This window comes from Lactobacillus johnsonii (assembly GCF_014058685.1).
GTDB lineage: Bacteria > Bacillota > Bacilli > Lactobacillales > Lactobacillaceae > Lactobacillus.
Genome location: NZ_CP059055.1, coordinates 839,163 through 863,697, shown reverse-complemented (window position 1 = coordinate 863,697; position 24,535 = coordinate 839,163). Strand labels below are relative to the sequence as shown.

The following is a 24,535-nucleotide window of genomic DNA, read 5'->3' as shown; positions in this document are numbered from 1 at the left end:
TATTAACGTAATAAATGTATTTTTACTTTATCCTGCAAAAGAATAAAAAGAAAATCCATCTCTTGATTATATAAAATCAAAAGATGGATTTTAAACAAAACTAATTTTTATAAATATCATTGAGAGCTTTTTCAAATTCAGGAAGCCAGCTTATCTTATATCCGGCCCGAGTTGGATGAATATCATCAACCATATATAGTTGACGCTCTTTTTCACTATAATTAAAGTTCTTATCATCCCACATATTAAGAAACTTAAACTTCCATTTCTTTTGTAATTCTTTTGTAGCTTCTACTAATTCACTGTATTTTTCAGAATCAAAAGATGGATTAGAATAAATCAAAACAGGACAATTCCAAGTCTTTTTAACATATTCTAAAATGAATTCAATTGCCCCAATACTAGTCGTAATATCATACTTGTCATTTTCACTAATTTTGCCTAAAGGAATGTCAGCTTTAGCATCATTAGTTGAAAGCTGCAAAACAAACGCACTTATATTTTCTAAAATTGGAAGTTTCTCTAAGCGTGCCACATAAGAATCATCACCGTTTTCGGCTAAGGTTGTTCCTGAAACAGCTTCTTTAAATGGATACATCCCATCTTTTTTCCTTAAATAATCTACGAATGATTCACTTAAGGCACCTGCACCATAAGTAACCGAACTTCCTAAAAAGGCAATTTGTTTATCTTCGAGCTTACTATTGGCAGACTGCGTCGCACTTACACTGTATTCAACCTGATTACCAGAGGCTTTAACTATCTTTGTCAAAAAGTCTTCATGTTGACCAGCAAACTCTAATAATTCAGGAATATTTTCTTCTGGAACCTTCAAATTATCAAAAACTTGTATTAAATTCATGATCCTATTCCTCAAATATTTTTTTATATTGATTATAGCCTTCCTCTTCTAGCTTACCATATGGAATAAATTTTAAGGAAGCAGAATTAATACAATATCTTAATCCTCCCTGATCAACTGGTCCATCAGTAAAAACATGACCTAAGTGGGAATCGGCAATGGGGCTTTTCACTTCGGTTCGCTCCATTCCATGGGATTGATCCCGTTTATAACTTAATTTTGTTATTGGCTTAGTAAAACTCGGCCAACCACAGCCTGCATCATATTTATCTTGACTTGAAAAAAGTGGTTCACCAGAAACTACATCGACATAAATTCCTTTTTGACTAAAATCGTTATATTTTCCACTAAAAGGCATTTCAGTTGCTGCATGTTGTGTAACTTCATATTGCTCAGAATTTAATTTTTTAAGAGCTTCTTTTTTATCAAACATTTTTTCACCTTCTAAAATTAAAGATATCAAATTTTAACATAAAAATGTTGTCTCATGATTTTTGTTTCTATACAATAATCTATAATATTAGAGGGGGATTTTTTATGCCAAAATTATCAAATGATTTATCACTTACAAAAAATACACGATTAAATTCTTTAGGACCTTCAAAAATTAGAGCTTTTGATGAAAAAGCTTCTCAAATCCCAGGAATTATTAAATTAACGATTGGAGAACCTGACTTAAATACACCAGATCATGTTAAAGATGCAGCTATTGCCGATATTAAAGCAAACGACTCGCATTATGCACCACAAGCAGGTAAGCCTGAGTTATTAGAAGCTATCAGCAACTATCTCGATCGCAGCCTTGATGTTAAATACGATCCAAAAACTGAAATTTGTGTTACAGTTGGAGCCACTGGAGCTTTAAATGATGTATTCATGTCAATTTTAAATCCAGGTGATAAGATTTTAGTTCCTACGCCAGTATGGGCACTCTACTTTCAACTAATTAAATTAACCGGAGCTATCCCAGTTCAAATTGATACTTCAAAAGATGATTTTATCCTGACTCCTGAACATCTTGAAACAGTACTACAAAATGAAGGAAAAGGTGCTAAAGCAATCATTTTAACTGATCCATCTAATCCAACAGGTCGTGTTTATCCAGCAGCCACTTTAAAGGCACTTGCAGAGGTTATTACCAAGTACCATCTCTTCTCGGTTACAGACGAAATATATGGTGAATTGGTTTACGATAATAATGTTCATCATTCTTTATCTCAATATATTCCTGAGCGCAATATTCTAATTTCAGGACTTTCAAAAGCATATGCAATGACTGGGTGGCGTTTAGGATATATTGCAGCTCCTGCAGATATTATGAAAACCATTCAAAAAGTAAATGCTTTTCTTGTTACCTCCGTAACCGATAATGTTCAGGCTGCTGCAATTGAAGCACTAAATAATGGACAAGCAGATCCTCTTGAAGCACGCAAAATTTACGAAGACAGATTGGAATTTATGAAAACTGGTCTAGAAAAATTAGGCTTTGAAATGTCTACTCCACAAGGAGCTTTCTACATTTTTGCTAAAATTCCTGATACTTTTGGTACCGACGACGAAGCCTTCGCTAATGAATTAGCCACTAAAGCAAAAGTTGGTGTGACTCCAGGTCGCTATTTCGGTAAGGGCGGCCAAGGATATGTTAGAATGTCTTACGCTTCTTCGACCGAACAATTACAAGAAGCCTTAAAACGAATTGCAAAATTTGTTGAAAATATCTAAATAAATAAAAAATTGCATTACCTGCTTTAAAAGTTAGGTAATGCAATTTTTTATTACTCAAATTTTTAACTAAGATTATTCATCCCAAGTTGAGTTCTTATCGGCATCTTCTTGAGCTTCTTTTTCAAGACGTTGTTCAGTTTCTTTAACACTATCTTCATATTGCTTTTCAACTTCAATACCAATGTCAGCTAATTGTTGATCAGCAACTGGAGCTGGAGCATGCATCATTGGCTCAGAAGCAGAAGCATTCTTTGGAAAGGCAGTAACGTCACGAATGTTGTCCTTACCTGCTAACATCATAGCTAATCGATCAAGACCAATAGCAAGACCAGCATGTGGTGGGAATCCCATATCTAAAGCATCCATTAAGTAACCAAATTGTTCATAAGCACGCTTCTTAGTGAAACCTAAGGCCTTAAACATCTTTTCTTGAATTGAACGTTTGTGGATACGGATTGATCCACCACCCATTTCATCTCCGTTCATAACAATATCGTATGAACGTGCATGAGCTTTATGAGGATCAGTATCTAACAACTTAATACCTTCGTCATCTGGCATAGTGAATGGGTGGTGAGCAGCAATCCAGCGACCTAAACCTTCATCATACTCAAACAATGGCCAGTCAACTACCCATACAAAGTCAAAGACACCTTCTGGAATAATACCAGTTTCATGAGCAAATTCACGACGTAGGTGATCAAGTGAATCGGTAACAACCTTCCACTTGTCAGCAACAATAACGATTAATTCGCCGCCTTCAAGATAAAATTCTTTCTTCAAAGCTTCTTTGTTTTCATCAGTTAAGAAACGAGCAATAGGTCCTGAAAATTCGCCATCTTCATATTTAACCCAAGCTAAACCTTTAGCATTGTAGCGCTTGATGTAGTCTTGTTTTTCTTCAATCTTCTTACGTGAATATTCTTTAGCACCATTCTTAACAGCAATACCTTTAACTACACCACCATCAGCAATTGCACCAGAGAATACCTTAAAGTCACTATCTTTGAAGATTGGGCTTAAATCATGAAGGTACATTTCATAACGAGTATCAGGCTTGTCAGAACCATACTTGTTCATTGCTTCGTCCCAGGTAATGCGCTTGATTGGAGTCTTTAAATCGATGTTCATAACATCTTTCATAATCTTCTTTAAAAGACCTTCAGTATAGTCTTGAACACCTTGTTCATCTAAGAAAGAAGTTTCCATATCGATTTGAGTAAATTCCGGTTGACGGTCACCACGTAAGTCTTCGTCACGGAAACAACGAGCTAATTGATAGTATTTATCAAAGCCAGCACCCATTAATAATTGTTTAAATAATTGTGGTGATTGTGGCAAAGCATAAAAACTACCTGGGTAAATTCTTGAAGGAACTAAGTAGTCACGAGCACCTTCAGGAGATGATTTACCTAAAATTGGAGTTTCAATATCAATAAAGCCTTGTTCATCGAAGTATTCGTGAACTGCCTTCAAAATCTTTGAACGTAAAATAATTGCTCTTTGAAGAGTTGGACGACGTAAATCAAGGTAGCGGTACTTCAAACGAGTTTGTTCTGCCGCATTAATATCATCTTTGATCTCAAATGGTGGTACTTTTGATTTGTTTAGTACGTCAATTTCAGTAGCATCTACTTCAACTTCACCAGTCTTCATTTCTGGGTTTACACTTGAACGCTTAACTACTTTTCCCTTTACTTCAATTACATCTTCATTATTCAATGAATCAGCAATTTCCATTAACTTTTCACCGGAATCTTTGTTAACAACAACTTGTACGATTCCTTCACGGTCACGAAGGTCAATGAAAACTAAGTTTCCTAAATTACGAACACGTTGAACCCAACCATAAAGGGTTACTTCTTGTCCTTCATATTTGCTAGTAATATTACCAGCGTAATCAGTTCTTTTGTCCATATGTTCCATGTTAATCCTCCAATTTATTTATAACATCTTGCATATTATTTATATCTTCTAAGCTAAGATCGATAGTTTTACCATCACTTAAACGCTTAATATTTAAAACGCCATTTTCTAATTCTTTAGCTCCCAAGGTAATTACAAATGTTGCATGAACGCGATCAGCTTTTCTAAACTGTTGTTTAAGCTTCTTTTGGTCAACATCATATTGTGCACTAAAGCCTTGTTCACGTAAACTACGTGCAACTTCAACAGCTTTAAACTCAGTTCCTGCACCAATATTAGTAATAAAGAAATCTATTCCTTCTTCTTGGAAAAGGTCTGGATTTTGCTCTTTCAATACAAGCATTAATCTTTCTTCCCCAATACCAAAACCAACTGCAGGTGTTTCTGGTCCATCAAACTCTTCAACTAAGTGGTTGTAGCGTCCTCCACCTAAAATTGTCGTTGCTGATTCCCATAGATTCTTATCTTCAACCATGAACTCAAAAATAATTCCAGTGTAGTAATCAAGACCACGAACTAAATCATCATCCATTACATAGTTAATGCCCAATTGCTCTAACATATCAGTAATTGTTTTAAAGTTTTCCCGAGATTCATCATCTAAGTAATCAACAATCTTAGGAGCATTAGGTAAAAACTTCTTATCTCGTTCATCTTTTGAATCCAAGATTCTTAATGGATTTTGACTTAAGCGACGTTGTGAATCTTCAGAAAGTTGATCTTTAACTGGTGTAAAGTAATTTACCAAAGCATCATGATATGCTTCACGAACTTGAGCATTACCTAAACTGTTAATGTGTAATTCATAATTTTTAACACCTAATTCAGCGAGTAAATCATGTGCCATCATTAAAGTTTCTACATCTGCTAATGGACTGTCAGAGCCAAAACTTTCAACACCAATCTGGTGGAATTCACGTTGACGACCGGCTTGTGGTCTTTCATATCTAAAAGTATTGTCAATGTAGTAAACGCTAAATGGCTTTACAACATCTGGTCCATAAAGCTTATTTTCTACATAAGCACGAACTACACCAGCAGTTCCTTCAGGACGCAATGCAATGTGACGACCACCCTTATCGTTAAAGTCGTACATTTCTTTTGAAACAACGTCTGAAGTTTCACCACTAGAACGTGAAAAAACTTCATAATTTTCAAAACTAGGTGTTCTTATCTCACGGTAATTAGCTCTTTTAAAAAAGTTCCTAGCGATAGATTCTACTTTTTCCCATGAACCAGATTCTCCTGGCAAAATATCGACTGTACCTTTTGGTCTTTGAACTTTCATTTAATCATCCTTTAATATATTAATAAAAAAGCGCCCTTGAACTGAGTCAAGGGCGCAATAAATTAGCACGGTACCACCTTTTGCTTGCTGCGATTAACGCTCGCGAAACGATCCATTATCTGCTAAAGGTGTCACAGATCGCAACCTATCCGCTATTCTCACCAAACAAGCGGTCTCTGAGATAGATCATGCTAATCTACATTCTTCGTCATCGATAATTCCTTTTTAGCTTATATTTTTCAGTCAACAAAGTCAACCTTTGTAAGCCTTTACTTAAATATTTTAAATGTCTAATACAATTGTAAAGGGACCATCATTTTCTAAACTAACCTGCATGTCAGCACCAAATTCACCTGTCTCAACATGGAAGCCTTTATCCTCTAGTTCATGATTAAAGTCTTCCCATAATTGTTTTGACTTAGGTGGACGCATAGCTTCTACAAAACTTGGTCGATTTCCTTTTTTAGTATTTGCTAGCAAGGTAAACTGACTAACGCTTAGAATTTCACCATTAACATCTTTCAAAGATAAATTAGTTTTACCCTCTTTATCTTCAAAAATACGCATTTTAGCAATTTTATCAGCTGCTTTTTTAACTTGTTCTAATTCATCGCCATTCCGTAAGCCCACTAATAAAAGAAAACCACGCTTAATTTTACCTACGACTTCATTATCAATAGCAACTTGTGCCTTATTTACTCTTTGAATAACAACACGCATTAATTAATTGACCTCTTTGCTTCATAAACATTTGGCACATCCCTCATTCGACTTAAAATATCTTCCAAATGAGCTGCATCTCTAACTGAGACAGTTGCATAAATATGAGCCATGTTATTACTATCTACTTTTCCAGAAATATTGACAATATTCTTAGTTTTAGAATTTAGGGCATTGATTACATCACTTAAGAGACGGGAACGATTAAAACCATAAATTTCAATGTCAGCATTATAGTTCTCTTTATTCTTATCTTTAGCGATATTTTCCCAAGCAACATCAATCAGTCGACCCTGCTTTTTAGCTTCTTCGGTTATATTCGGACAATCTGCACGGTGAATAGTTACCCCGCGTCCTTTAGTTACATAACCAATAATTGGATCACCAGGAACAGGATTACAACATTTAGCTAAATGCAGCATTAAGTCAGATACACCCTGGACCATAACCCCATTATTATGCTTAACACGCATAATATCTGCCGGAGCATCTGAATCGTTATCTTCTTCAGTACTTTGCTGACCAGCGTTCATGATTTTCTCTTCAAGTTGACGTTGCTTTTCATCTTCAGCTTTTTTACGTAAATCTTCAGTTAAACGATTTGCGACTGTTGCCGCAGAAACTTCACCATACCCAACTGCAGCAAACAACTCTTCATCGTTGTGATAGTTGAAATGATCAATAACTCGCTGAACATCAGCTTTAGTCATGAATTCTTTAGGAACTAAATCACGATTTGATAATTCTTGTTCAATCATGTTTTGTCCCTTTTCAATGTTTTCTTCTCTATCTTCAGTCTTAAAGAAGCGCTTGATTTTATTACGAGCACGTGAAGTTTTAACTAAGTTAACCCAGTCGCGAGATGGACGAGCTGATGCTTGAGTTAACATTTCAACGATGTCACCAGTTTTTAATTTGTAGTCTAGGGGAACAATTTTACCATTAATTCTAGCCCCAACAGAATGTGCACCAACTTCTGAGTGAATCATGTAGGCAAAATCTAAAGGAACTGAGCCTTTAGGAAGTTCATAAACATCGCCTTTAGGTGTAAAAACATATACCCTATCTGAGAAGATATCTGTTTTAACACTCTTCATAAATTCATGAGAATCTTTGGTCTCATTTTGGAGCTCAAGAATTTCTTGGAACATGTTGAGCTTTTTATTTGCATCTGTTTGCTCAACTTCTCCCTTGACGCCTTCTTTATATGCCCAGTGAGCCGCGACACCGTATTCAGCAACTTGGTGCATAGCCTCTGTTCTAATTTGGATTTCTAGCGGCTTGCCTCCAGGTCCAATAATTGTAGTATGAAGAGATTGATAGCCATTTACCTTTGGAACGGCAATATAGTCCTTAAAACGACCTGGCATTGGCTTCCATTTAGTATGAACTGCACCTAAAACAGCGTAACAATCTTTCACAGATTTAACTATTACTCGAACAGCTAATAAGTCATAAATCTCGCTAAAGTCTTTGTGCTTATTAACCATTTTTTTATAAATTGAATAAATATGTTTTGGACGACCATAAATCTCATACTTAATGCCTAAGCTATCTAAAGTTTGCTTCAAAGTCGAAATTGCATCCGCAATATATCCTTCACGCTCACTTCGCTTAGACTGCATTAAATTAACAATCCGATAATATTGTTGTGGGTTGAGATAATGTAAACTCATATCTTCAAGTTCCCACTTAATCGTTCCAATACCTAAACGATCAGCAAGAGGAGCATAGATATCTAAAGTTTCGTCTGCAATTCTTCTTTGTTTATCTGGGCGCAAATGGTCTAAAGTATGCATATTATGTAAACGGTCGGCTAATTTAACCATGATTACACGTAAATCTTTAGCCATCGCAATTAACATCTTACGGTGATTATCAGCCAAGTATTCTTCATGGCTCTTAGATTTATATTGAATCTTACTTAATTTAGTCACACCATCAACAATAAATGCAACGTCCTTACCAAATTTTTCTTTGATATCATCGTTAGTTACAGGTGTATCTTCAACCGTATCATGTAAATATCCAGCCGCTACTGTGTCAGGATCTAAACGTAAAGTTGCCAGTGTTCCAGCAACTTGAGTGGGATGAATGATATAAGGTTGTCCGGAAACTCTGAATTGACCCTCATGTGCTTTCTTAGCAAATTCATATGCTGATTCAACAAAAGCTAAGTGTTCATCATTCATATATTTCTTACATTCAGCAAGAACTTCTTCATGAGTCATTTCATGATATTTTGACATAACGTATCACCTATTCTTTATTTCTTTTCTTTGTAAAAATCATCATGCCATAAACCAAATAATTCAAAACTTAAATATACTAAGCACAATAAGAAGTTATATTTAGCAAAGTGAATGAAAACTGCAATAGCAAAAACTACAGGAAAAAGAAGTAGCCACCAACAGCTTAACTTTCTAATTTGCATAATACGACCAATTTGGTAGCTTAAATAAGTATTAAAAATAAAGAAAACTAGTCCAATTCGCCAAACTCGACTTAGATGAACGAGTGGACAGATAATCCAAACAATTACTCCTAATAAAGTTAACCAAATAAGAGGCATAAATGATTTTTCATTTATTTTACTCCATGAAGCCTTAAAATTAAAATTTTTCTTTTCTTCACTATTTTTCTTCATTTTTCGCTTACCTTTTCTTTTAATTAATATTTTTAATTTGGTTTTCTAGCAATTAATAGTCCAATCCAGCGGCCTTCTTGCATTTTCATTTTAATTACAAAATTATTCTCTTCTAGCGCCCTCTCTATCTTGGGAAGTTGTAAATAATCAATTCCTGAAAAAATAATTTTACCATTTTCATTCAAATGATTATCTAGATCCGGAATTAATTCTAACAGAATATCAGCTAAAATATTTGCCACGATTAGATCATATTTTTCATCAATATCTTTTAACAAATTAGCCTTACGCACATCAATATTATCAATATTATTTAAGGCAATATTTTCTTTAGCGGCAGTAACAGCTTCATCAGAGATGTCAGTTCCTAATACATGGCTTGCTCCTAACTTACTTGCAGCAATTGCCAAAATACCAGAGCCAGTACCAACATCTAAAACAGACATCGGCTTAACTAAAGCACGTTCCATAGCAAGCAAAACTAACTGTGTTGTCGTATGCCCACCAGTACCAAAGGCAAGTCCTGGATCTAAACGAATCAGTTGTTGATCAGAGAAAGCCGGTTGATAGTCTTCCCATTCGGGAACGATAGCTAAATGTCTTGAAAAGTCAATCACATGATAGTATTTTTGCCAAGCTGTATTCCAATCTTCATCAGCCACTTCCTTAGTGCTAATTGAAACGTTGCCAGCATCTAAGCCATAACCCTTCATTTCAGCTATTTTATCAGTAATTTTTTGAATTATCTTCTTTTTATCAGCATTTTCATAATCAAAATATGCCGTTAATTCTAAATCTTCAGGCAGATTCTCAATATCATCTAATTCAACCAAGCTACTATCATGTTTTTGACCTTCTAAAACAAAGTCACTTCGTTTACGACTTTCAATTCCTTGTGCATTCAGTTCATCTTGCATGAAGAAACTTAATCCATCTTCTAATTCATGACTACATTCCACTTTTATCGCTAATAATTTCACTAATCTTGTCCCCTTTTGACATGTTAAATTCTCACGTTTATGATATTAAAAGGTGAGAAAAATGTCGAAAAAAAATAAAAAGAAAAAACTTAATAAAACGTTGATTGAGAAGATGCTCGACCAACAAAAGATTCCATATAAGCAATTACAATTCGCCACAGTTCAAAAAGGCGATGTTAAACAAATGGATACTTCCATTTTAGACGATGAAGAGGCTTTGGTCTACAAAACCTTGGTATGTGAGGGAAATAAAAATAGTCCAGTAGTTGGAGTTGTTCCTGTTACCGAGCACTTAAGTATGAAAAAACTTGCTAAAGCTTCTGGTAACAAAAAATGTGAATTACTTCCACTTAAGAAGTTAGTCGCAACTACTGGTTATGTTCATGGGGCCAACACTCCAATTGGAATTTACCAAAAGCATCATTTTCCTATTTATTTAGATAGCAGCATGAAAGAACATGATCAAATTGCTGTTTCAAGTGGTGAGGTTGGTAGAAGTATCATGATCAATCCTGATGATTTACAAAAAGTCACTAATGCCACTTTCGTTGATTTATTAGAGTAATAAGATTAAGTAAAAAGCTTCTCATGACTAGAAAAATAATTCTAGTTTTGAGAAGCTTTTTTAGCTACTTTTTAACGATTTTTACCCATCTGAATACACCATAAATTATTAGTAGTGCCCAACTAAGGATTGAAATATAGAGTAAAATTGTAAACCAAGTTGGAGTCTTAAAAGAAAGAATTGCTGTATTTTTCCCTTTTCTTGACTGAACTTGTGGCATCCCTATTTCATTCACTTTTGGTTTTATTACTTTACTATTTAAACTTAACTCAGATTGTTTATAAATAAAAATCGGAAGTGTAGTTACTTTAGAAGTTGAGTCTTTCCAAGTAAGCTCTAAACGCCCATTTGAAAGAGCCCTTTGCTCAAAATTATTTTTTTGTGGAGACATACTCATTAACATACCAGTAATATCACTTGATTTGATCTTCTTTCTTACTGGTAGATAATCAGGACTATTAATTTCCACTTTATTGATATATGGAGCTAATCCCTTTTCCTTCATCTCCTTAGCATTGCTAGTAATTCCTTTGTTGTAAGTAATATTATTATTAATCTCATTAAAGTCGGCTCTAACATTGAATAGCACTACTACAATTGCTAATGCACTCGCAATCATTCCAAGTTTTTTACCATGACTCTTAATTAATTCATTCAGTGTTAAACCAATTCCAAGAAATAGCAAAGGATATGCTACGACAGTAAACCTGTTGGGAAATTGTAAATACCCAGTTACTGCTGGTAGGGTGTCCTTCACAAATTGCCATGGAAACAAATTAGAACTTAAATATAGAAAGACTATGCCTTCTAAGGTAACAAAAGTATTTAATTTAGAAGACTTAAAGTTAAAGATTACATAAATTAGTTGAACAATAAATAGGAGCAATGTGACTTCAGTGATTGACGTCCACATTGTTGAAGTACCAGCAACAGATAGATTAACAGCGGTCAAAACCGGTGAGTAATCGATCGGAGATGCCATTTGATTAGTCGGATAGAGCAGTAAAAATGCACCCCATACGTTTGCTGTTAACACAATGAATAAGCCAACAGCTTTAAAGACATCAATCCACATCTGACGCTTATTTTCACTCAAAACTAATCCGTAAATAAAGAAAGGAATCAAGGCAAGAATGGAGAAGAAAGTGCTTAATAAATGGATCTGAGCTACAATTGCCATTACAATTCCAAGACTAATCCAGCTAAATCGCTTTTTATGATTATTCAGCAGATTAATTCCTTGGATTAATACAAATGGTATTAAAACGGCACCCCATGAGTTGAAAGCATTGGATCTCGGCCAATATGCAATATAGCCAGTAGTTAAAAATAGTGCCGTAACTATTGAAGAAACAACTTGCGATAGTTTAATCTTTCGACTTAAACGATAGATTCCCAAACCACCAACCAGAAAAATCAGGTAGGTTATAAGAATTTGAAAACGAAGCCAAGAACTACAAAATAAAAGTAAGCTTCCCATTAAATAAGCAAAGAATGGGCCATATAAAGCATTGACTATTCGCCCACTCTCACCCATTCCATAATTCATTTGAAAGTAAGAGAAGTTATGATTCTGTATTTGCTGGTAAGTATCATAAAAACGATGAAAGTGAAAAGCAGTGTCATCCAAAGTAAGACCAGATCGAGTAGTCAATTCAGTCCAAATTAAAACAGTTGCAATTACTAGACTCAAAATTATAGGAATAAGATAATCTATTATTTTATTTTTATATTTTTCTACACTATGATTTTTCATTTCTTACCTCTGATAAGTATTGTCTCAACCGTTTAATTGTATCATTCAACCAGGCGAAAAAAATACTTATTTACCACTTTTATTCTTCAGGAACTGACATATTTACCATATTTCTTCCCTTGCGATAGGCTTGTTTGATATCATCAATAGTTAAATCTTTACCCTTTTGATCATATGCAACTAAGACTTCTCTAACACCATCAGCAAACTTACTTAATAATCTAAATATAGTAATTTCTGCAAAGAATAAAACTAACAATAAGAAAACAGCAGTTGCAGAGATACGTGAAAGTGCAAATAAATTATGGAAGAAAATAATAGATAAAACTAATGCTAAAAAGGATCCACCTAAAACAGTCCACCTAAATTTATTTAGTGGTCTAGAAATATGGTATAGCACCATCATCCCTACTGCGACTAATAACATCGTAGCCGTTGTAGCTACTTCTGGTCTTCCTAATTCTAAAACCATATCTGCCACTACCAAAATTGAGACCGCGAGCATATCTGTAATTCCACCAGGAATTGCCCTTGACAATACATTAGGAATAAATTTTCCGCGAATACGGTTGTAATTATTTTCAAGAGCTAATAAGAATGATGGTAGACCAATAGTAAATGCTGAAATTAAGGCTATTTGAGCCGGACGCAATGGATAAGACATTGCAAAGGCAAGAGAAAAGATGGCCATTAAAAATGAAAAGATATTCTTTACCAAGAACAAACTAGCTGATCTTTCAATGTTATTAACTACTTTTCTACCTTCATCTACCACTTTTGGCATTCTAGCAAAATCAGAATCTAACAAAACAACTTGGGATGCTTGAACAGCAGCACTATTGCCTGATGCCATAGCAATTGAACAATCTGCTGTCTTCATTGCTAAAATGTCGTTAACACCATCTCCTGTCATTGCAACAGTATTACCATTTTTTTGAAGAGCTTTAATTAACTTTTTCTTTTGATCAGGTTTAACACGTCCAAAAACGTTATATTTTTTAACAACTTCTTCATAGTCGCCTTTACCAATTTCGGTTGCATCAATCAACTTATCTGCATCCCGAATACCGGCCTGCTTTGCAACGCGTGCTACCGTTAACGGGTTATCTCCAGAGATCACCTTGATATTTACCCCTTGACGATCAAAATATTCAAAAGTACTTTTTGCTTCTTTACGGATTGGATTAGAAATTAAAATATAACCTAATAGCTCAACAGGCTCTACCAATTTTTCTTTTTCATCCCTTAGTGCATGCGGATATTTTCCAAAAACTAAAACTCGATATCCTTGTCGGGTATATTGATTTATTTCTTTTTCGTAATTTTCAAATTGATCCCGCAATACAAACTCAGGCGCACCCATTAATAAAGTGTTGTTCTTAATAACTGCCCCACTATATTTATTTACCGAAGTAAAAGGGATGATTTGCGTAGCCTGAATATTAAATTTTTGATTAAAAGTTTTTGCGACAGCCTTGATAGTTGCATTATCATGCGGCATATTTTGGGCAAAAATAGAAATTTCTTTGCTTAACTCTTCTTTAGTAACACTAACTGGAATAACTTCCTCTACTTCCATTTTAGGTTCCGTAATTGTTCCAGTTTTATCAACACATAGCACATTAACCCGAGCTAATGTTTCAACACTTTTCATATCATGAAGCATAACTTGGGAACGCGCTAAACGCATAGCTGCTAATGCCAAAGCAATTGTCGTTAATAAATACAGACCTTCAGGGATCATTCCAATAATTGCTGCTTCCATTGAGACAATACTGTCCGCTAAATTTAAATGATTTACATAACGGGCAACAATGAAGAGGGCAATTCCACAGGGGATGATGATGATTCCAACCCATTTAATCAATCGATTAATTGAGCGCACCATTTCAGAGCCCTCTTTTGAATTCATCGCTTTAGCTTCTAAAGTTAGCTTAGAAACATAAGAATTCTTACCAACCTTTTCAAGCCGCGCATAAGCTTTTCCTGCAACTACGAAGCTTCCAGACATTAACTCTGCGCCAACATCTTTCTCTATTTCATCGGCTTCACCAGTTAGCAACGCTTCATTTACTCGTAAAGTTCCAGAAACAACTTGCCCATCAGCAGGAATTTGATCCCCAGTTTTAAGTACAATTACATCCCCTAAAACCAGATCTTCGATTGGTACAATTTTTTCCTGCTGATCACGAATTACGGCTATTTTTGTTGTATTCATAACATTTAATTTGTCTAAAACACTTTTTGCACGTAATTCTTGGACAATCCCAATTATCATATTTGCGATAATAACTGGTAAAAATGTTAAATCTTTGTATTCTCCAACAATCACTAACAAGATCGCTAATACTAAAAATATCAAGTTAAAATACGTAAATGTATTTTCTTTAATTATTTGCCAGGTAGTCTTAGCTTGATCATTAACAGCTCGGTTAACCTTTCCCTCTTTAATTCTTTGCTCAACTTCTGCTTGTGTTAAGCCAATTGGTTGTTTAAAGTTTTCCTTCATTTGCATCCTTAAAAAAATTAATCTATCTGTAAATTGTCGTCTTTTTCAATCGTTACCTCACCAGCTACATCAGTATTAAAAAAATCAGAAATCTGGTGAACATCCCAGTTTTGGCCTAATCCCCACATCAGTTTAGTAATCGCACTCTCTGAAGTCATATCCCGAGCACTAATCGCTCCTTCAAGCAATGCTTCTCTCCCAACTTCATATTTTGTAAGATCACTTCGCTCATATAAGCATTGACTCGTCGCAATAATCGGTATTCCTCTTCTAATCAACTTTCCAATTGCAGCTACCATATTTCTGCGGATGTAATTCATCCCGCCTAAACCATACGCTTCAATTACAATTCCTTGACATGCGCTTTCGACCATTGCAAATAGCAAATTAGGATCAAAACCCGGGAATAGTTTAACTAAAGAAACATGAGGATTAATGCTAGTGTTTAAAGTTGTATCTTTCATATCTTTTGTATTTTTAGGTACATTTTGGTCAGAAAATACTAGGCCATCAGATGTTACCCGAGCCACTGGTGGTACATTAACACTTTCAAAAGCATCAAAATTGATCGTTCTTACTTTAACACTTCTGCACCCCAGCATAACTTTTCGATCAAAGGCTAAATAAATATTAGGATGACAACTAGCAGCTGCCGCAAAAGCTAATTTTAAATTATCCGGTGCATCACTCAATACAACATTAATTGGAACCTGGCTTCCAGTTAGAACAACCGGAATATTAATATTTTGTAACATAAAAGAAAGCATGGATGCTGTATAGGCCATGGTATCAGTACCATGAGATACTACAATCCCATCATACTTATTTCGATTTTCATAAATTTTTTCAGCAATCAATTTCCATTCTTCAGGCTGAATATTAGATGAATCAAGTTGGAGAATATCTTCGACAGTAATATCATAAGGTAATTCCCCTAACATATTAATTAACTGCTCACCAGATTCTTTAGGCACTAACCCAGCTTCTGAAACAACTGACGCAATTGTTCCACCCGTTGAAAGCAATAATATTTTCTTTTGCATTTTTCACTCACTCTTTAATTCTCTTGTTCTATTAATTATACGAAAAAAGTTGTCATAGTTTAAATTCCATGACAACTTTTTAATAAAAATCTATCCGGCATGCCGCCAGTCTTTATCCATTAAAATCCGAGCTGCAATTAAGCCTAATGGTAAACAAATTACAATCATTAAAGCTTGAACCATCCATAAGGCGCCTGCATTTAATGACGTTAATCCTAAGTTAAACATAGCTCGGTACATATATAGTCCCGGCACCATAATTACAATTGATGGCACCGTAATAGCAATTCTTGGGAAACCAGTTTTACGTCTAATAATTGAAGCTAACATTCCTGCAACAAAGGCTCCAATAAAAGCAGCCACAGCTGGTGGAACATTTGACCAATCAACTAAACTCAAGCGTAAAGTATTTGCTATAGCTCCGGAAATCCCTGCAACAGTTGCCATTGGAATTCTAGAATTAAACATAATTGAGAAGCCAAAAACTCCGCAGAAACTAGCAACTAATCTTAAAATAGTTAAAACTAATGGTGTTAGTCCTAATTTCTCAAAGTTTTGCGGATGCAGGTTTAAGATCAAAGCCATTACCCAACCAACTGCAGTTGCAACAACAATAATCATGATTGCATAAGCCATTCTCTCTAAGCCTGATCTCATATCAAGCTTAGAAATATCTAGTCCAGACGTAATAAATGGAAAACCCGGAATTACAAAGAGCATTGCTCCAATATATCCATCCAAATGTCGCAGACGGACTGGATAAAATAATCTAATTAAGTAAAAACTCCCTACATATACCGCACAAGCTACGGCAACTGCAACGGTAATATTCGCTAAAATAGTTAGATGACGATCAATCATTTTTCGGCGAACGTAATTTCCGCACCCTGCACCTAAAAATGCACAAATAACTTCAAAAATTCCTCCGCCTAGTAAAAAAATAAATCCTGCACATGCAAGACCAGAAGCTAAACCAACTTGCCATGGAGAATATTGCGATTTCATTGTCGAAATTTCTTCTAATCGATTATGAATTTGGCCAATTGTCCAATTTCCGTTATCTTTTTTAAACTGACTGACGAAATTTTCCATACGGTCTAATTTAGTTGTATTAACTCCTGTGGATGGTAAACTTAGCGCCTGCGTATAACTCTTACCATCTGCATCAACACAAGTATATTCAATTGAAACAAGTCCAATATCCGTGCTGCATGTCATATCTAAACAGCGAGCAATTGTATTCATCGCTGATCTTACACGCCACGCTCCGGTCCCACAAGAGAGAAGCATCATCCCAATATGCCCTACAATTACCGATCGTTCAGCCAAAGTCGCATTTTTAGCAGGTGTAATATTATCACTAGTAAAAAACTCCTGCCACCGAATTCGCATATGATGATGATGCGACAAAGTATGTTGATGATGGAGCTGATTTACACGTTCATTTTTACTTTCTTTACTATTCACTTTCATAGTCCCCAAACTTTGATTAAATATCATACCTTTAAAATTTTATCACACAAAAAGCGTCTTGCACTCTCAACTTAAGTACAAGACGCTTTTAATTATTAAAATTATTGTTTAAAGGTCAATTCCGTCAACAACTTCCTTCATCTTAGCTGCTGAATAAGCCATTTTCTTATTTTCATCTTCTGATAAGTGAAGCTCAATCACGTCACTAATTCCATTAGCAGTAACTACAGCTGGGCTTCCTATGTAAAGATCATGAATACCATATTCTCCAGTCATTGGCGCAGATAGTGGCATCACTAGAGCCTTATTTTCTAAGATTGCCTTACAGATTTGTGTTAAGCACATTGCAACGCCATAAAAAGTTGCTCCCTTATTAGCAATGATCTTACCACCCTTTTTACGAACATCAGTCTCTAATTCAACCAATGTTTCTTCATCTAATTCTTTATAAGAACGAAGAGGCTTATGATCAATAATTGCTTCATCAAAATTTTCAAAAGATGTATCACCATGTTCACCTAAAACATAAGCATCAATATGATCAACATTAACACCAGTCTTATGTGATAAAGCCACACGCAAGCGAGCTGTATCAAGGGATGTACCGGTTCCGATAACTTTATTCTTAGGAAAACCAGATAACTTTTGAGTTAAAGTAGTTAGAATATCTACTGGATTAGCAGAAACGACAAAAATACCGTTAAAACCAGATTCTACAATTGGTTTTATGATTGATTCTAAAATTTTAACATTAGTTTTTACCAAATCTAGTCTAGTCATTCCAGGTTTTCTTGCGGCTCCGGCAGTAATTACAGCAATATCGGCATCTTTTGCATCACTATAATCTCCACTCTTAACAGTGCATTGACCAACAAATGGGGCTAAATCTTCTAAATCTAAAGCATCCCCTTCAGTAATTTTTTTGACTACATCACAAATTACCAATTCATCAATTCTAACATTTTGCAATAAGTCATTTGCAAAAGTTGAACCAACACGGCCGTCACCAACTAAAAATACTTTTCTACGACTCATTTTTATATATACTCCTTTAAATGAAAGCTTAAGTTCTACACTTTAAGTATACACAAATAGCCTTTCTATTGAAAGCGCTTTATTTAATTAAATCTGCCATTGCTTTTCCAGCTTCACGACCAAAAATAATTGTTTCAGCAATCGAATTACCACCAATTCGATTGTTACCGTGTAAGCCACCACTAACTTCACCCGCAGCATATAAACCAGAAATAAAGTTTCCGTTAGTATCATAGACACGGGTATCAGGTGCAACATGAATTCCGCCCATTGTGTAATGAATAGCAGGTGCAATATGAATTGCATAATATGGTGCATGGTCTAACTCAGCCATTCCGGTAGTTCGACCAAATTTTGTATCATCATTATTTGCTACTGCTTTATTCCAATTTTCAAGTGTTTCTTCAAGGTTGGAAATGGGCACTTTAATGTTTTCAGCTAATTCTTCAATAGTGTTTCCATGAACAACTAAATTAATTGAATCATAAAATTCAATTGCCTTAACCCTATCTCTAACTCCTTGGTCAAAGATCAAATATGCAGAATGTTCTGGAGTTTGGGTAATCGCATTTGATACGATCTTTCGCGTATTCAATTCATTAACAAATCTCTTACCTTGATGATCAACTAAAATAGCTCCTTCACCGCGTACTGCTTCACCAATTAAATACGCATGATCTGTATCTTGTTGAACTGTAGGGTGAACTTGAACTAACTCTAATTGCTCAAGTTGTGCTCCCACTTTATTAGCTAATTTTAAGCCGTCTCCAGTCGCACCAGGTTGATTAGTTGTCTTATAGTTACGCAAATCTGGTCGATACTTAGCGATTAAATCTTTAGAAGCACCAAAACCACCAGTAGCAAGTAAAACTGCTTTAGCTTTTACTTGCCGATCATTATTAACTTCTACTCCATTAATTTTCTTGTTGTCATCTTGTAATAATTTAGTCACCTTAGCATCAGTAAAAATTGGAATATTCTTTTCATCAGCAATTTTAAGTAAATTATTAACTAAAAATGCGCCAATTGGTGCCATTGAAGATGGACGGTGTGTACGTTTTTTGGACATACCACCTGTAATTGTTAAATCATCTACTTTAATTCCTAAGTCTTCAAGCCACGCAATAGCCAAAGGTGCATGCTCGACAAAATAATGTAGCATTTCACGGTCATTCATGTAGCCGCCACCTTTTAGCGTCTCATCATAAAATTTTTGCATACTATCGTTTACACCTAAACGAGCTTGAACAATACTTTCAGCAGCATTCATACCAGAACTAGCTCTCATAGTGTTTCCACCTAAAAAGCCATTCTTTTCTAAAATTACAACATTCAAACCATATTGCTGTGCTTGAATAGCTGCGGCTAATCCTGTACCACCGCTTCCGACAATAATTGCATCATATTTTTTTTGTAACTTATCTACTGTTTGTGTTGGAAATTTATATCCCATTCTTATTCCTTCTTCTAATCATCAATTGGCTTAGTATTCATTGCATTAGTCATGGTAATTGGTTTCATCCACTTATCATATTGTTCTTTAGTAACTAAGCCGCTCTTTAAAGCCGCTGTACGCAAAGTCGTATTATTTTTAGCTGCAGTCTGTGCAATAGTAGCAGCTTCATGGTAACCAATATGTGGTGAAAATGCAGTAACTGTCATTAATGAATTTGCTACATCCTTAGCCATTCTTTCTTTATTAACAGTCATACCATGAATCATCTTATCTGCAAAGCCAGAAATAGTTCCAGATAAAACATTGGCAGACTCTAAAAATGCTGCAATCATCACTGGCTTAAAGACATTCATTTCAAAGTTTCCTTGAGATGCAGCCATAGTAATAGTTGTATCATTTCCAAAGACTCTCAAACATGCCATGGTAACAGCTTCTGCTTGAGTCGGATTTACTTTACCTGGCATAATTGATGAACCAGGTTCGTTTGCAGGTAAATTAAGTTCTCCTAAACCAGCTCTTGGGCCAGATCCTAAGAAACGAATATCTTGAGCAATTTTGAACATATCAGCTGCCAAAGCTTTTAAAGCGCCATGCACAACATTTAAGCCTGAGTGATTTGCTAAACCAAAGAATTTATTTGTATCAACTTTAAAATTATGTCCATACTTTCTTGATAAACGCTCAGCGATATCTTCTGCCATACCAGGAGCTGCATTAAGTCCAGTGCCAACCGCAGTTCCTCCAATTGGTAATTCATAAAGTGTTTCTTCTAACTCGTTAATGTAGGATAAATCATGATTAAGAGCAGAAATATAGCCTGATAGTTCCTGACCAAAAGTCAATGGAACCGCATCTTGCAAGTGGGTTCTTCCTACTTTAACCGTTGTCCAATACTCATCTTGTTTCACTTTTAGTTCTTTAATCAAGTGTTTAATAGAAGGTTTTAAGTCATCTAACGCTTGTGTTGCAACTAAATTCATTGCAGTTGGAAAAGTATCATTTGATGATTGTCCCATGTTCACATCATCATTAGGTAAAATATCTAAACCGGGATGATTTTTATTAGCAAGATTAGCCACCACTTCATTAACATTCATATTAGTTTGGGTACCTGATCCAGTTTGATAGACATGCAATGGAAAATATGGTTGCAATTCTTCATTGTTTAAATCAAGTAGTTGATGAATTGCTTCAATAATGGCACGTCCTTTTTCTTCTGTTTCAGTTCCTGCTTCAATATTAGCTTGAGCAGCAGCTAGCTTTATTTGAAGAAGCGCACGAATAATACCAATTGGCATTAACGCTCCAGTATGGAAATTATCCTTACTTCTTTGTGTTTGTGGACCCCACAATGCCTTTTTAGGAATTTCTACTGGGCCTAATGTATCACTTTCAACACGATAACCTTTTTTCACCATATTTTTGTCCTCCGTTTTCATTATCTTCATTATAAGCTACATTTAAATGAAAGGTCATACAAAAAGCGGAGAATATAATTCTTCGCTAATATAATTGTATTAAATTATACTAAAAATACTTTTTCAATGCTATACGCTTATCGTTCTTGATGATTCAACTTCTTAGCAACTAGGTCTCCAACAACTTGAACAATCAATACCAATAATAAAACTAATAAAGTTGCTACCAAAGTCACATCATTATTAAATCTATTGTATCCATATGAAATGGCTGTATTACCTAAGCCACCAGCACCAACAGCTCCTGCCATTGCAGTTAACCCAATTAAACTAATCAAAGTTACGGTTGAAACTCGAGCTAATTCAGAGCGACTTTCTCTTAAATATACGTCAAAAATAATATCTTTGGTTGAAGCACCTAATGCTTCTGCAGCTTCAATCTTTCCTTTATCTACACTTTCAAGTGCAACTTGAACTTGTCTAGCAAAAAATGGGAACACACCTAAAGTTAATGGTACTAAAGCTGCTTTCATCCCAATTTGAGTTCCAACAATTTTTTGGGTGACTGGAGCAACAAAGGCTAGCAAAATAATAAATGGTACAGCTCTAAAAATCGATACGATTTTATCAACAATCCAATAAACTACTTTATTAGCTAAAATTCCTTTTGGTTTTGTTAAAACTAATAATAAGCCAAAAATTAAGCCTAGAATTCCCCCAAAAACAGCTGACCAAAAAGTCATAAATAAGGTTTGGAAAATAGCTGTTCCCCAACCAGCATCTCCGCCCCAACCTAGGGCTACTACATTAGGAAAGTTTTTAGTGAAAAAACTAATCATTAGTCAGCACTCCTTTATCTAACTTCGTTACAACAACATTTTTACTCTCCAAGAATTTAATAGCTTCTTTTTGCTTTAATTCATTTAAATTTAATAAAATTGCAAGTGTTCCTATTGGTTCACCACTTAGAACTTCTACATTTCCATATAAAATACTTGCTTTTGTATTCAGCGAAACATCTAAATCAGCCACAACTGATTTAGTTACATCATTGATGCTATAAACTAATTGATACAATTCTGCGTTCTCGGCTAATTTATCAAAGTTATAAGTATTCAAAATATGTTGAGCCTGCAAAGCCCCACCCACAAATTGACGCGTAAGTTGCTTTTGAGGATGTAAGAAGACCTCTCTCAACTCACCTTTTTCGATTACTTTTCCCTTTTCCATTACTGCAATTTTATTTGCTACACGTTTTACAGCATCCATTTCATGGGTAATTAAAACAACAGTTAGGCCTAATTTTTTATTTAGATCATATAATAAATCTAAGATTTGATTAGTAGTTTTTGGATCAAGGGCACTCGTTGCCTCATCAGAAATCAAAATATCAGGATCATTGGCCAGGGCACGGGCAATAGCAACACGCTGTTGCTGGCCTCCAGATAACTGAGCCGGATAAAAATCTGCTTTATCCTTTAAGCCAACTAATTCTAGTAAATGGAGAGATTTTTTCTCTAATTCCTGGTCAGATAAACGACTATGCTGCAATGCAAAAGCAACATTTTCAATAACAGTTTCTTCATTCAATAGGTTGAAATTTTGAAAAATCATCCCAATTTTCCGTCTTTTTTCTTGAAGTTGCTTCTTGCTTATTTGTAATTTATTGTCTTTAAACAACACCGTTCCATTAACCTCTACTGATCCAGCAGAAGGATATTGAAGTAAGTTGATTGTTCTTACTAAAGTGGATTTTCCGGCTCCAGAAAATCCAATTACACCGTAAATATCACCCTTATTTATTTCTAAACTTACATCGTTAACTGCTTTATTTTGTCCAAATTGAACGGTAATATTTTTCAAATCAATTTGTGCTGCCATTAGACTGCTCCCCCTCTTACTTTAATTTCAATCCCCAAGCTGCAACTTCAGTCTTGCCATAAAGCTTGTCAGATAATTTCTTAGTTTTTTCAGTTTGATATGCCTTAACTAAATCCTTGTAAATTTTGTTATTCCTATCTTTTTTATTTGCAACAATTATGTTAATCCATTGTTCAGAATCTTTATTCAAAGGCTCAATATAAATTGTTTGCTTATCGCCTAATTTAGCAGGAACGGCATAAGTATTATTAACAATACTTGCATCTACATCATCAATTACTCTTGCTGTTTGTTCTGCACTAACTTCCTTAATTTTTAGTCCCTTAGGATTTGAAGTAATATAAGCTACCGTTGCAAGTTTAACGCCCTTTTTCAAGTTAATTAGTCCAGCATTTTTCAAGACATATAAAGCTCTTGATTCATTAGACGCATCATTTGGCACTGCAATTGTAGCACCTTGTGGCAAATCCTTAATGCTCTTATATTTCTTTGAATACAACCTGATTGGAGCAATATAAGTATTCCCAATTGCGACTAGTGAACCATGATTTGCCTTATTCCATGCATTTAAAAATGTATAGTGCTGGAAAGCATTTAGATCAATATCACCATTTTGAAGTGCCTTATTTGGTTGATTATAGTCAGTAAAATTCTTAATTTTAATTTTTATGCCATACTCTTCTTCAGCAGTTTCTGCTACACTTTTCCAAATTTCAGCGTCTTGCTTTGTTTGACCAACTACACCCACTACTACTTCTTTTTGATTCTTGGCAGTGTTACTGGTTGGACCAAAACTAAACCATCCAGCAATTACAATTAAAACTGCCACTAGTGACCAAATTATTCTATTTCTAATTCTCTTTTTATGCATTGTACTTTCCTCCAAACAAAAAAGCACTCATCCATAAAAGGACGAGTGCTCGCGTTACCACCTTTAATTTGCCATTTACTCACATAAATGACCTTAGTAAGTAGCTCCTAATTTTCATTAAGAATTACCTTGCGTTTTTAACGATCGCAACTCCGTTGATAACTTATTATTAAAATTCGTTACCACCATTTTAATCTCTAGTCCATCTTCAATTAGCTGTTTTATCTACTTCCACCACACGTAGACTCTCTAAAAAAACATTACCAATTTACTCAACTAGCAAAATGTTTAAGTTAATTGTTAAAAATATATTATAATCTTAATCAATTTTCGTCAAGTCTTTTTTTATTTTTTATTTTCTTATCGAAATCATTATATTA

The 24,535-nt window shown here is 34.9% G+C and carries 20 protein-coding genes; 2 read left to right on the top strand and 18 right to left on the bottom strand.

The annotated features are described in order from the left end of the window. Positions 1 to 100: 100 nt before the first annotated feature. Positions 101 to 862, bottom strand: a complete 762-nt coding sequence (locus H0I41_RS04015; protein WP_135014555.1) for an SGNH/GDSL hydrolase family protein — start codon at positions 860 to 862, stop codon at positions 101 to 103. Positions 863 to 866: 4 nt separating this feature from the next. Continuing rightward, positions 867 to 1,295, bottom strand: a complete 429-nt coding sequence (gene msrB / locus H0I41_RS04010; RefSeq protein WP_135014556.1) for a peptide-methionine (R)-S-oxide reductase MsrB — start codon at positions 1,293 to 1,295, stop codon at positions 867 to 869. Between the two features lie 104 nt (positions 1,296 to 1,399). Here msrB and H0I41_RS04005 point away from each other — a divergent pair, with 104 nt between their 5' ends. Then, positions 1,400 to 2,584: an aminotransferase class I/II-fold pyridoxal phosphate-dependent enzyme gene (locus H0I41_RS04005; RefSeq protein WP_011162150.1), complete on the top strand. Its 1,185-nt coding sequence runs from the start codon at positions 1,400 to 1,402 to the stop codon at positions 2,582 to 2,584. 75 nt (positions 2,585 to 2,659) lie between these two features. Here the strand turns inward: H0I41_RS04005 and aspS are convergent, their stop codons facing one another. From aspS to prmA, 6 genes are all read right to left on the bottom strand, one after another. Continuing rightward, complete coding sequence (gene aspS / locus H0I41_RS04000) at positions 2,660 to 4,513, bottom strand: aspartate--tRNA ligase (RefSeq protein ID WP_162222184.1); 1,854 nt, start codon at positions 4,511 to 4,513, stop codon at positions 2,660 to 2,662. 1 nt (position 4,514) lies between these two features. Beyond that, on the bottom strand, positions 4,515 to 5,801 hold the full coding sequence (gene hisS / locus H0I41_RS03995) for a histidine--tRNA ligase (RefSeq protein ID WP_004897182.1): 1,287 nt from the start codon (positions 5,799 to 5,801) through the stop codon (positions 4,515 to 4,517). Positions 5,802 to 6,083: 282 nt separating this feature from the next. Beyond that, a complete protein-coding gene (gene dtd, locus H0I41_RS03990; protein ID WP_086874948.1) occupies positions 6,084 to 6,521 on the bottom strand; it encodes a D-aminoacyl-tRNA deacylase in 438 nt (145 codons plus the stop codon). Further along, the gene (locus H0I41_RS03985; protein WP_011162153.1) at positions 6,521 to 8,770 is read right to left on the bottom strand and encodes a RelA/SpoT family protein; all 2,250 of its coding nucleotides are present in this window, start codon (positions 8,768 to 8,770) and stop codon (positions 6,521 to 6,523) included. The genes dtd and H0I41_RS03985 overlap by 1 nt, the downstream gene beginning before the upstream one ends. A gap of 17 nt (positions 8,771 to 8,787) precedes the next feature. Further along, positions 8,788 to 9,168 carry a hypothetical protein gene (locus H0I41_RS03980; RefSeq protein ID WP_004897179.1) on the bottom strand — a complete coding sequence of 127 codons (381 nt, stop codon included), beginning with the start codon at positions 9,166 to 9,168 and terminating at the stop codon, positions 8,788 to 8,790. 32 nt (positions 9,169 to 9,200) lie between these two features. Beyond that, on the bottom strand, positions 9,201 to 10,148 hold the full coding sequence (prmA, locus tag H0I41_RS03975; protein ID WP_135014557.1) for a 50S ribosomal protein L11 methyltransferase: 948 nt from the start codon (positions 10,146 to 10,148) through the stop codon (positions 9,201 to 9,203). Between the two features lie 61 nt (positions 10,149 to 10,209). Here prmA and ybaK point away from each other — a divergent pair, with 61 nt between their 5' ends. Next, entirely contained in the window at positions 10,210 to 10,713 is a 504-nt protein-coding gene (gene ybaK / locus H0I41_RS03970; protein ID WP_004897177.1) for a Cys-tRNA(Pro) deacylase, read from the top strand. A 64-nt stretch (positions 10,714 to 10,777) separates the two neighbouring features. On the opposite strand, the gene H0I41_RS03965 is transcribed toward ybaK, so the two are convergent. The 10 genes from H0I41_RS03965 to H0I41_RS03920 form a co-directional block, all read right to left on the bottom strand. Continuing rightward, positions 10,778 to 12,469, bottom strand: a complete 1,692-nt coding sequence (locus H0I41_RS03965; protein WP_086874950.1) for a glycosyltransferase family protein — start codon at positions 12,467 to 12,469, stop codon at positions 10,778 to 10,780. Between the two features lie 79 nt (positions 12,470 to 12,548). Next, the gene (locus H0I41_RS03960; RefSeq protein WP_135014558.1) at positions 12,549 to 14,978 is read right to left on the bottom strand and encodes a cation-translocating P-type ATPase; all 2,430 of its coding nucleotides are present in this window, start codon (positions 14,976 to 14,978) and stop codon (positions 12,549 to 12,551) included. A 17-nt stretch (positions 14,979 to 14,995) separates the two neighbouring features. Beyond that, positions 14,996 to 16,021 (bottom strand): asparaginase, encoded by a 1,026-nt coding sequence (locus H0I41_RS03955; RefSeq protein ID WP_135014559.1) that lies wholly within the window; start codon positions 16,019 to 16,021, stop codon positions 14,996 to 14,998. Between the two features lie 90 nt (positions 16,022 to 16,111). Continuing rightward, the gene (locus H0I41_RS03950) at positions 16,112 to 17,494 is read right to left on the bottom strand and encodes a threonine/serine exporter family protein (RefSeq protein WP_011162160.1); all 1,383 of its coding nucleotides are present in this window, start codon (positions 17,492 to 17,494) and stop codon (positions 16,112 to 16,114) included. Positions 17,495 to 17,602: 108 nt separating this feature from the next. Continuing rightward, on the bottom strand, positions 17,603 to 18,529 hold the full coding sequence (locus tag H0I41_RS03945; protein ID WP_011162161.1) for an L-lactate dehydrogenase: 927 nt from the start codon (positions 18,527 to 18,529) through the stop codon (positions 17,603 to 17,605). A gap of 79 nt (positions 18,530 to 18,608) precedes the next feature. Further along, positions 18,609 to 19,982, bottom strand: a complete 1,374-nt coding sequence (locus H0I41_RS03940) for a flavocytochrome c (protein ID WP_011162162.1) — start codon at positions 19,980 to 19,982, stop codon at positions 18,609 to 18,611. Between the two features lie 14 nt (positions 19,983 to 19,996). Then, positions 19,997 to 21,403 (bottom strand): class II fumarate hydratase, encoded by a 1,407-nt coding sequence (locus tag H0I41_RS03935; protein WP_135014560.1) that lies wholly within the window; start codon positions 21,401 to 21,403, stop codon positions 19,997 to 19,999. A gap of 137 nt (positions 21,404 to 21,540) precedes the next feature. Further along, on the bottom strand, positions 21,541 to 22,242 hold the full coding sequence (locus H0I41_RS03930) for a methionine ABC transporter permease (RefSeq protein WP_011162164.1): 702 nt from the start codon (positions 22,240 to 22,242) through the stop codon (positions 21,541 to 21,543). After that, positions 22,235 to 23,284, bottom strand: a complete 1,050-nt coding sequence (locus H0I41_RS03925; RefSeq protein WP_135014561.1) for a methionine ABC transporter ATP-binding protein — start codon at positions 23,282 to 23,284, stop codon at positions 22,235 to 22,237. The genes H0I41_RS03930 and H0I41_RS03925 overlap by 8 nt, the downstream gene beginning before the upstream one ends. Before the next feature lie 16 nt (positions 23,285 to 23,300). Continuing rightward, the gene (locus H0I41_RS03920; protein WP_182094591.1) at positions 23,301 to 24,155 is read right to left on the bottom strand and encodes a MetQ/NlpA family ABC transporter substrate-binding protein; all 855 of its coding nucleotides are present in this window, start codon (positions 24,153 to 24,155) and stop codon (positions 23,301 to 23,303) included. Positions 24,156 to 24,535 lie beyond the last annotated feature (380 nt).